This is a genomic window from Ferrovibrio terrae, from assembly GCF_943371255.1.
Lineage (GTDB): Bacteria > Pseudomonadota > Alphaproteobacteria > Ferrovibrionales > Ferrovibrionaceae > Ferrovibrio > Ferrovibrio terrae_B.
Genome location: NZ_CALRUC010000159.1, coordinates 1 through 7,743 on the forward strand (window position 1 = coordinate 1; position 7,743 = coordinate 7,743).

The following is a 7,743-nucleotide window of genomic DNA, read 5'->3' on the forward strand; positions in this document are numbered from 1 at the left end:
GATCCGCAATCCGGGCGTCTGCTGCTGTGGCGCGAACAGGGCATCGGCGATGAAATTCTCTATGCCGGCCTGCTGCCCGAGATGGTGGCGCGCGCGCCGGATGTTGTGCTGGCAAGCGATCCGCGCCTGGTGCCGCTGTTCCGCCGTTCTTTCCCGGCCCTCGCTGTCGTTGCCGATGATGCCACGCTCGATCCGTCCGCACTCAATCTGGGGTGCCAGGCACCGGTCGGCGATCTGGCTGCGCTGCTGCGACCCGATGCAGCCGCCTTCACGCAGCAGCCGGCCGCCTATCTGAAAGCCGATCCGGCGCGCCGCGCGGAGTTCCGGGCGCGCTATGCCGACCAGAATTATGCAGAGGGGGGCAAGCTGCTGGTCGGACTGTCCTGGGCGAGCCGCAATCGCAGCGCCGGGCGGTACAAGTCGCTGGCGCTGGCCGACATGGCGCCGTTGCTGCGCGAGGCCGATACCAGCTTCATCTCTCTGCAATACGGCGCCAGCGTGGAGGATATCCAAGCCCTGCGCCGGGATACCGGCCTGACGGTGCGGCACGATCCGGCGGTCGACCCGCTGGTCGATATCGATGCCCAGGCCGCACAGATCGCCGCCCTCGATCTGGTGGTGACGGTCAGTACCGCTGCCGCCCATCTTGCCGCGGCCCTGGGGGTGCCGACCCTGATCCTGCTGCCCGACGACTGGGGGCAGCTCTGGTACTGGGGCGAGGCGGGCGAGCGTTCCCCCTGGTATCCGGCCGTACGGCTGTGCCGCAGCAATGCCGGGCTCGGCAAAGAGGCGATGCTCCAGCAGGCCCTGGCGCAGTTCCGCCGTATGCTGGCGGACCTGCGCGCAGGCGGGGATTAGCAGGCAGTTGCCGGCCGGCGTGAAGTGGCTCACCGGGCGCTGATTCCGTGCTAGAATCCCTTTGGGCCGTTTCCACCATGTCGGCGCATTTACCTTCGATAAACCTAAATATGCGACGAAGTGGTGGGTTCAAACGACCGATTCGCAAAACAAGGGGGTTATCCCATGGCGATGAACGAAGAAGAGCAGAGCAAGGTTACACGGGAATCCTTCGTCGCGACTTGGGAGGCTTTGGTCAATGGTGGCATCAGCCGCGAGATCGTTGCCGCGATTGCCATGAGCATGGCGCTGGCGGAACTGACCTCGCTGTTCGGCAAGGCTGTCACGGCCCATGGCCTGGAGAAGCTGCCCGACACGATCCGCTCGGGCGCCTTCGACGCAAAGAAGTAAGGTTCGCGCTCCGAAGCGGTCTTCGGCGCAGACAAAGAAAAAACCGGCCAATGGCCGGTTTTTTTCTGTCTGCGGTATCAGCCGTGCTCAGACCTTGATGTCGATCAGCTTGCCGGTGCCGGGAGATGTGGGGGCGGAGGTGGCCTGAATGGCTCTGACATTCTCAAGGCCGGCGGCCACGGCGCTCAGCACATTGATCTGTGAATCGCGGGCCGCCTTAAGGCCCACCATATACAGCTGCTGTTTGACGCCCGAGACTTCCATTTCCGCTCCGGAATTCTTCCTGAGTTAGGAGTCCAGTTTAGCCGATCGGCCAGCCCAGGCAAGGCCGAACCCACTCAATCTCTGGGAATCTATGGTTAACATGGCTGATGCGAGGGCGCTTCCGCCGGTGCGGATTTGCCGTTAAATTGGTTTCAAATGTAACAAAATCGGGCCCCGGAACGGCCCGGATGCGCTCTGGGAGGAGGCATGGTCGCAGCAGGGGGGGATTTCACCTATCCGGCCTTCGGATATGCGCCGCCACCGGCAGGGGCTGGCGGCACCGAGGCCTGCCGGGTTGCCATTGTCGGCGGCGGGCCGGTCGGCCTGTCTGCGGCGCTCGACCTCGCCCGCCAGGGCATTGCCTGCACCCTGCTGGACGAGGAGGACAGCGTCAGCGTGGGCAGCCGGGCGATCTGCTACGCCAAGCGCACGCTTGAGATCTGGGACCGCCTGGGGGTGGGCCAGCGCATGCTGGACAAGGGCGTGACCTGGCGGCTGGGCAAGGTGTTCCACGGCGCCGCGCAGCGCTACAGCTTCGATCTGCTGCCCGAAAGCGGCCACCAGTTTCCCGCCTTCATCAACCTGCAGCAATATTACGCCGAACTCTATCTGGTGGAGGCGGCGCGCCAGCAGCCGCTGATTGACCTGCGCTGGAAGCATCGCGTGACCGATGTGGTGCCGGGAAATGATAATACCCGGCTGACCGTCGAGACGCCGGATGGCGACTACACCCTGCTGGCCGATTACGTGCTGGCCGCTGATGGCGCACGCTCGACCATTCGCCGCAAGCTCGGGCTGGATTTTAAAGGCCAGGTCTTCGAGGACCGCTTCCTCATCGCCGATGTGAAGATGAAAGCAGACTTCCCCGTCGAACGCTGGTTCTGGTTCGATCCGCCGTTTCACAGCGGCGGTTCGGCGCTGCTGCACAGCCAGCCCGATGATGTCTGGCGCATTGACCTGCAACTGGGCTGGCAGGCCGATCCGGAAGCCGAACGTGCGCCAGAACGGGTGATTCCGCGCCTGAAAGCCATGCTGGGTGCGGATACGGAGTTCGAGCTGGACTGGGTCAGCATCTACACCTTCCAGTGCCGCCGGCTCGAACGCTTCCGTCATGGCCGCGTGCTGTTCATCGGCGATTCCGCGCATCAGGTGTCGCCCTTCGGCGCACGCGGCGCCAATTCCGGTGTACAGGATGCCGACAACATCGCCTGGAAGCTGGCGCATGTGCTGCGCGGCGAGGCGCCCGATGCGCTGCTCGATACCTACGATACCGAGCGCAGCGCGGCTGCCGATGAAAACATCCTGAACTCCACCCGCAGCACAGATTTCATCTCCCCCAAGGGTGCGATGGCCAAAGCGCTACGCGATGCCGTGCTCGATCTCGCCGCCGATCACGCTTTCGCGCGCCGGCTGGTGAATTCCGGGCGGCTGTCGCTGCCGAGCACCTATCGCGACACGCCGCTCTCGACACCGGACCGCGATGCCTTCAGCGCCGGGCCGCCGCCCGGCGCGCCGGCCGTGGATGCCCCGCTGGATGACGGCGGCTGGCTGCTGCACCGCTGCGGCAATGGCTTCACCCTGCTCAGCTTTGGCGCCAGCCCCGATCTGGCACCGGCGCTGCAGCAACGGATCAGGATGGTGCTCCTGCCGGCAACGGGCCTGGCCGCCGAACGCTATGGCGCCGCCCCGGGCTGTGCGTATCTGCTGCGTCCGGACCAGCATGTGGCTGCGCGCTGGCACAAGCCATCAAATCAAGATATTTCAATGGCTTATGATAGAACCTTGGCCCGGATGGGCTGAGCCGACGCTTGACAGGACGGGGCCGGGCCTTATGACTGGCGCGGCTTTTTCACCCCGCCTGATTCACCAGCAGGAGTCTTGAGATCATGAGCCGTGCCTTCTTGTTCCCCGGCCAGGGCAGTCAGGCCGTCGGCATGGGCAAAGAGCTTGCCGAGGCCTTTGCTACGGCGCGCGAGCTGTTCCAGGAAGTGGATGACGCCCTGTCGCAGAAGCTGTCGAAGCTGATGTTCGAGGGGCCGGAAGCCGACCTGCAGCTGACCGAGAATGCGCAGCCTGCGCTGATGGCCGCCAGCATGGCGGTGGTGCGCGTGGCGGAGAAGGATTTCGGCGTCGACCTGGCCGCCAAGGGCGCCTTTGCCGCCGGCCATTCGCTGGGCGAGTATTCCGCGCTCTGTGCCATGGGTGCACTGACGGTAGCCGATGCCGCGCGCCTGCTGAAATTGCGCGGCCAGTCGATGCAGAAGGCCGTGCCGGTGGGCGAGGGCGCCATGGCCGCGCTGCTGGGTGCCGAACTGGATGTTGCCATGCAGGTGGTGGCCGAGGCGGCCCAGGGCGAAGTGCTCGGCTGTGCCAATGACAATGGCGGCGGCCAGGTGGTGATCTCGGGCAAGAAGACGGCTGTTGAGCGTGCGATTGAGGTCTCGAAAACCAAGGGCGTGAAGCGCGGCATGCTGCTGCCGGTCAGCGCACCGTTCCATTGTGCGATGATGCAGCCGGCCGCCGATGCGATGGCGGAGGCCCTCGCCGGGGTGCGCATGAATGCGCCGAAACTGCCGGTGGTCTCGAATGTTACGGCCAAGGGCGAGTCCAACCCCGACGACATCAAGAAACTGCTGGTGCAGCAGGTGACCGGTCTGGTGCGCTGGCGCGAAGGCGTGCAGTGGCTGAAGGCGCAGGGCGTCGCGCAGGTGATCGAATTGGGATCGGGCAAGGTGTTGGCCGGTCTGGTCAAGCGCATCGACAAGGACATCGAACCGATCAGCATCGGCCTGCCGACTGATCTGGAAAACTGGGCCAAGAGCCTCTGATATTTTGGGCCTCCGACATCTGGCCCTCTGAGAAGGAAACGACCATGTTCGATCTGACCGGCAAGTTTGCCCTCGTCACCGGCGCCACGGGCGGCATCGGCGCTGCGATTGCCACCGCGCTGCATGCGCAGGGTGCCACCGTGGCGATCTCGGGCACGCGCGAAGCCGTGCTGCAGGAACTGGCAGCCAAGCTGGGCAGCCGCGTGCATGTGGTGCCCTGCAATCTTGCCGATATCGCGGCGGTGAATGGCCTGGTCGCCCAGGCCGAGGCCGCCATGGGGCAGGTCGATATCCTGGTCAACAATGCCGGCATCACCCGCGACACCCTGGCGATGCGCATGAAGGACGAGGACTGGCAGGCGGTGCTGGACGTCAATCTGGGCGCCGCTTTCCGGCTCGCCCGCGCCTCGCTGAAGGGCATGATGAAGCGCCGCTGGGGCCGCATTGTCAGCATCTCCTCCGTGGTCGGCACAACCGGCAATCCGGGCCAGATCAATTACGCAGCTGCGAAGGCCGGCCTGAACGGCATGACCAAGGCGCTGGCCCAGGAAGTGGCCTCGCGCAACATCACCGCGAACTGCGTGGCGCCGGGTTTCATCCAGACCGCGATGACCGATGTGCTGACCGATCAGCAGAAGGAAATGATTTCACAGAAGATTCCGGCCGGTCGACTCGGCCAGGGTGCGGAAATCGCCGCTGCGGTGGTTTATCTGGCCTCGGAAGAAGCGGCCTACGTGACCGGACAGACCTTGCATGTTAACGGCGGTATGGCCATGATTTCCTAAGGAAATCCGGTCTCGAATCACACCGTTCCGGGCTCCCGGAACGGCTTGGAAGCGCGGGGTTTCTATGCTAAGGGAGGCCCCCATCTGCCCACCGCCAGTCGCGTAAATGCTGGTGTTGGCAGCCACAACCACAGGGATTTATGAAATGAGCGACATTGCTGAGCGCGTTAAGAAGATCGTCGTCGAACATCTTGGCGTCGAAGAAGAGAAGGTCACCGAGGCGGCAAGCTTCATTGATGACCTGGGCGCGGACAGCCTGGATACGGTCGAGCTGGTGATGGCGTTCGAAGAAGAGTTCGGCGTCGAGATCCCCGATGATGCCGCCGAGAAGATCCTGACCGTCAAGGACGCGATCGATTTCATCAAGGAGCGTTCGGCGTCGTAACCGACCGTCGAGGCTCGCCTCTATCTGTTCAGTCACGAAAGGTACCGCTATGCGTCGTGTTGTCGTCACCGGCCTCGGCCTGGTCACGCCACTCGCCTGCGGCGTAGAGGCGACTTGGCAGCGTCTGATCAACAGTGAATCCGGCCTCGGCCCGATCACCCGTTTCGACGCTTCCGAGATGTCTGCGAAAATCGCCGGTCAGGTTCCGCTCAAGGCGGATTTCCCTGACCGTGCCGATGCCTTCGATCCGGATGAATGGATGGAAGCCAAGGACCGCAAGCGCGTTGACGATTTCATCGTCTTCGGGCTCGCGGCCGCCAAGCAGGCGGTGAAGGATTCCGGCTGGGTGCCGGCCGATGAAGAGCAGCGCTGCCGCACCGGCGTGCTGATCGGCTCCGGCATCGGCGGCCTGAACGGTATCGAAGAAGCGGCGATCCTGCTCAAAGAGAAGGGCCCCCGCCGCATCAGTCCGTTCTTCGTGCCCGGCCGTCTGATCAACCTGGTCTCGGGCCATGTCTCGATCGAGTATGGCTTCAAGGGTCCGAACCATGCCGTGGTGACGGCCTGTTCGACCGGGGCGCATGCCATCGGTGATGCAGCCCGCCTGATCATGCTGGATGATGCTGACGTGATGGTGGCCGGCGGCGCCGAAGCCACCATCGGTCCGCTCGGCGTTGCCGGCTTCTGCGCCTCGCGTGCCTTGTCCACCGGCTTCAACGACAATCCGACCAAGGGTTCGCGTCCCTGGGACAAAGGCCGCGATGGCTTTGTGATGGGCGAGGGCGCCGGCGTGGTGGTGCTCGAGGAACTCGAGCATGCCAAGGCGCGCGGCGCCAAGATTTATGCCGAGGTGGTCGGCTATGGCCTGTCGGGCGATGCCTATCACATCACCGCCCCGCATGAGAGCGGCGATGGTGCCTTCCGCTGCATGCAGATGGCGCTGAAGCGGGCCGGCATGCAGCCGACCGATATCGACTACATCAATGCCCATGGCACCTCGACGCCGCTGGGCGACGAAATCGAACTGGGTGCCGTGAAGCGCCTGTTCGGCAATGCGATGGGCAGCCTGTCGATGTCGTCGACCAAGTCGGCCATCGGCCATCTGCTTGGCGCCGCCGGCGCGGTGGAGGCGATCTTCTCCACGCTGGCGATCAAGACCGGCATCGTGCCGCCGACGCTGAACCTCGACGATCCCAGCGATGTTGCGGTTGGCCTCGACCTGGTGCCGCACAAGGCCAAGCAGCGCGAGGTGCGCGCGGCGCTGTCGAATTCCTTCGGGTTCGGCGGCACCAATGCCTCGCTGGTCCTGAAGCGGTACGACGCCTAACAATCCGATGCAGCGGCTGATGCGCGCCCTGCTGGCAGTCCTGCTGGCGGGTGTCATCGGCCTGTCCGCAGTCTGGCTGTGGTATGCCGACTGGCTCGACAGTCCCGGCCCGCTGGCGCAGGACCGCATCGTGCTGATCCCGCGCGGCACCCGCGTGGCCGGCATCGCCGAGCGTCTTGTCGAGGCTGGTGTGGTGCAGCATGCGCGGCTGGTGGAGCTGGCCGCCTGGCAGACTGGCATGGCGTCAAGTCTCAAGGCCGGCGAATACCAGTTCGTGCCCGGCGATACGCCGCGCCAGGTGCTGGAGCGCATCGCCGCCGGCAAGGTGCTGGCGCGACGCCTGACCATCCCTGAAGGCCAGATGACGGTGGAAATCCGCCGGATCGTCGAGGCCGGCGAGGCACTGGCCGGCCCTTGGCCGGCGGCGCCGGTAGCCGAGGGCAGCCTGCTGCCGGAGACCTATCAGTATATTCACGGCGATACGCGCAGCGACCTGATCGCGCGCATGCGTAAAAGTCGCGACGACCTGCTGGCCGAGCTATGGCCGAAGCGCGCGGCCGGCCTGCCGCTGGCCACGCCGGAACAGGCGATCATCATGGCCTCCATCGTGGAGGCCGAGACACCGGTACCAGCCGAGCGCGCCCGCGTCGCCGGTGTGTATCTCAATCGTCTGAAGCGTGGCATGAAGCTGCAGGCCGATCCTACTGTGGCCTATGGCATCACGCGCGGCGAACGCGAGCTGGAACGGCCGCTGACGCTGAATGATCTGGCGCAGCCGAGCCCGTGGAACACCTATACCATCGACGGCCTGCCGCCGACGCCGATCAATCATCCCGGCCGCGCCAGCATCGCCGCCGTGCTGCAGCCCGAAAGCCATGGCTTCCTGTATTTCGTGGCAGATGGGAA

General features: G+C 64.8%; 8 protein-coding genes and 1 pseudogene. 8 read left to right on the plus strand and 1 reads right to left on the minus strand.

Annotation, left to right across the window (positions count from 1 at the left end; genetic code table 11):
* Positions 1–858: pseudogene (locus AAG799_RS21410) on the plus strand (hypothetical protein); the annotation flags it as partial.
* 165 nt (positions 859–1,023) lie between these two features.
* Positions 1,024–1,248: a hypothetical protein gene (locus AAG799_RS21415; protein ID WP_341899034.1), complete on the plus strand. Its 225-nt coding sequence runs from the start codon at positions 1,024–1,026 to the stop codon at positions 1,246–1,248.
* An 87-nt stretch (positions 1,249–1,335) separates the two neighbouring features.
* Here the strand turns inward: AAG799_RS21415 and AAG799_RS21420 are convergent, their stop codons facing one another.
* Complete coding sequence (locus AAG799_RS21420; protein WP_341899035.1) at positions 1,336–1,512, minus strand: hypothetical protein; 177 nt, start codon at positions 1,510–1,512, stop codon at positions 1,336–1,338.
* A gap of 207 nt (positions 1,513–1,719) precedes the next feature.
* Here AAG799_RS21420 and AAG799_RS21425 point away from each other — a divergent pair, with 207 nt between their 5' ends.
* From AAG799_RS21425 to mltG, 6 genes are all read left to right on the plus strand, one after another.
* A complete protein-coding gene (locus AAG799_RS21425) occupies positions 1,720–3,312 on the plus strand; it encodes an FAD-dependent oxidoreductase (RefSeq protein ID WP_341899037.1) in 1,593 nt (530 codons plus the stop codon).
* Positions 3,313–3,398: 86 nt separating this feature from the next.
* Entirely contained in the window at positions 3,399–4,340 is a 942-nt protein-coding gene (fabD, locus tag AAG799_RS21430) for an ACP S-malonyltransferase (protein WP_341899040.1), read from the plus strand.
* Between the two features lie 44 nt (positions 4,341–4,384).
* Positions 4,385–5,125 (plus strand): 3-oxoacyl-[acyl-carrier-protein] reductase, encoded by a 741-nt coding sequence (gene fabG / locus AAG799_RS21435; protein ID WP_341899042.1) that lies wholly within the window; start codon positions 4,385–4,387, stop codon positions 5,123–5,125.
* Positions 5,126–5,270: 145 nt separating this feature from the next.
* The gene (locus AAG799_RS21440) at positions 5,271–5,510 is read left to right on the plus strand and encodes an acyl carrier protein (protein ID WP_290809430.1); all 240 of its coding nucleotides are present in this window, start codon (positions 5,271–5,273) and stop codon (positions 5,508–5,510) included.
* A gap of 49 nt (positions 5,511–5,559) precedes the next feature.
* Positions 5,560–6,837 carry a beta-ketoacyl-ACP synthase II gene (gene fabF / locus AAG799_RS21445; RefSeq protein ID WP_341899044.1) on the plus strand — a complete coding sequence of 426 codons (1,278 nt, stop codon included), beginning with the start codon at positions 5,560–5,562 and terminating at the stop codon, positions 6,835–6,837.
* A 19-nt stretch (positions 6,838–6,856) separates the two neighbouring features.
* The coding region (mltG, locus tag AAG799_RS21450; protein ID WP_341899046.1) for an endolytic transglycosylase MltG at positions 6,857–7,743 on the plus strand (887 nt) is incomplete at its 3' end.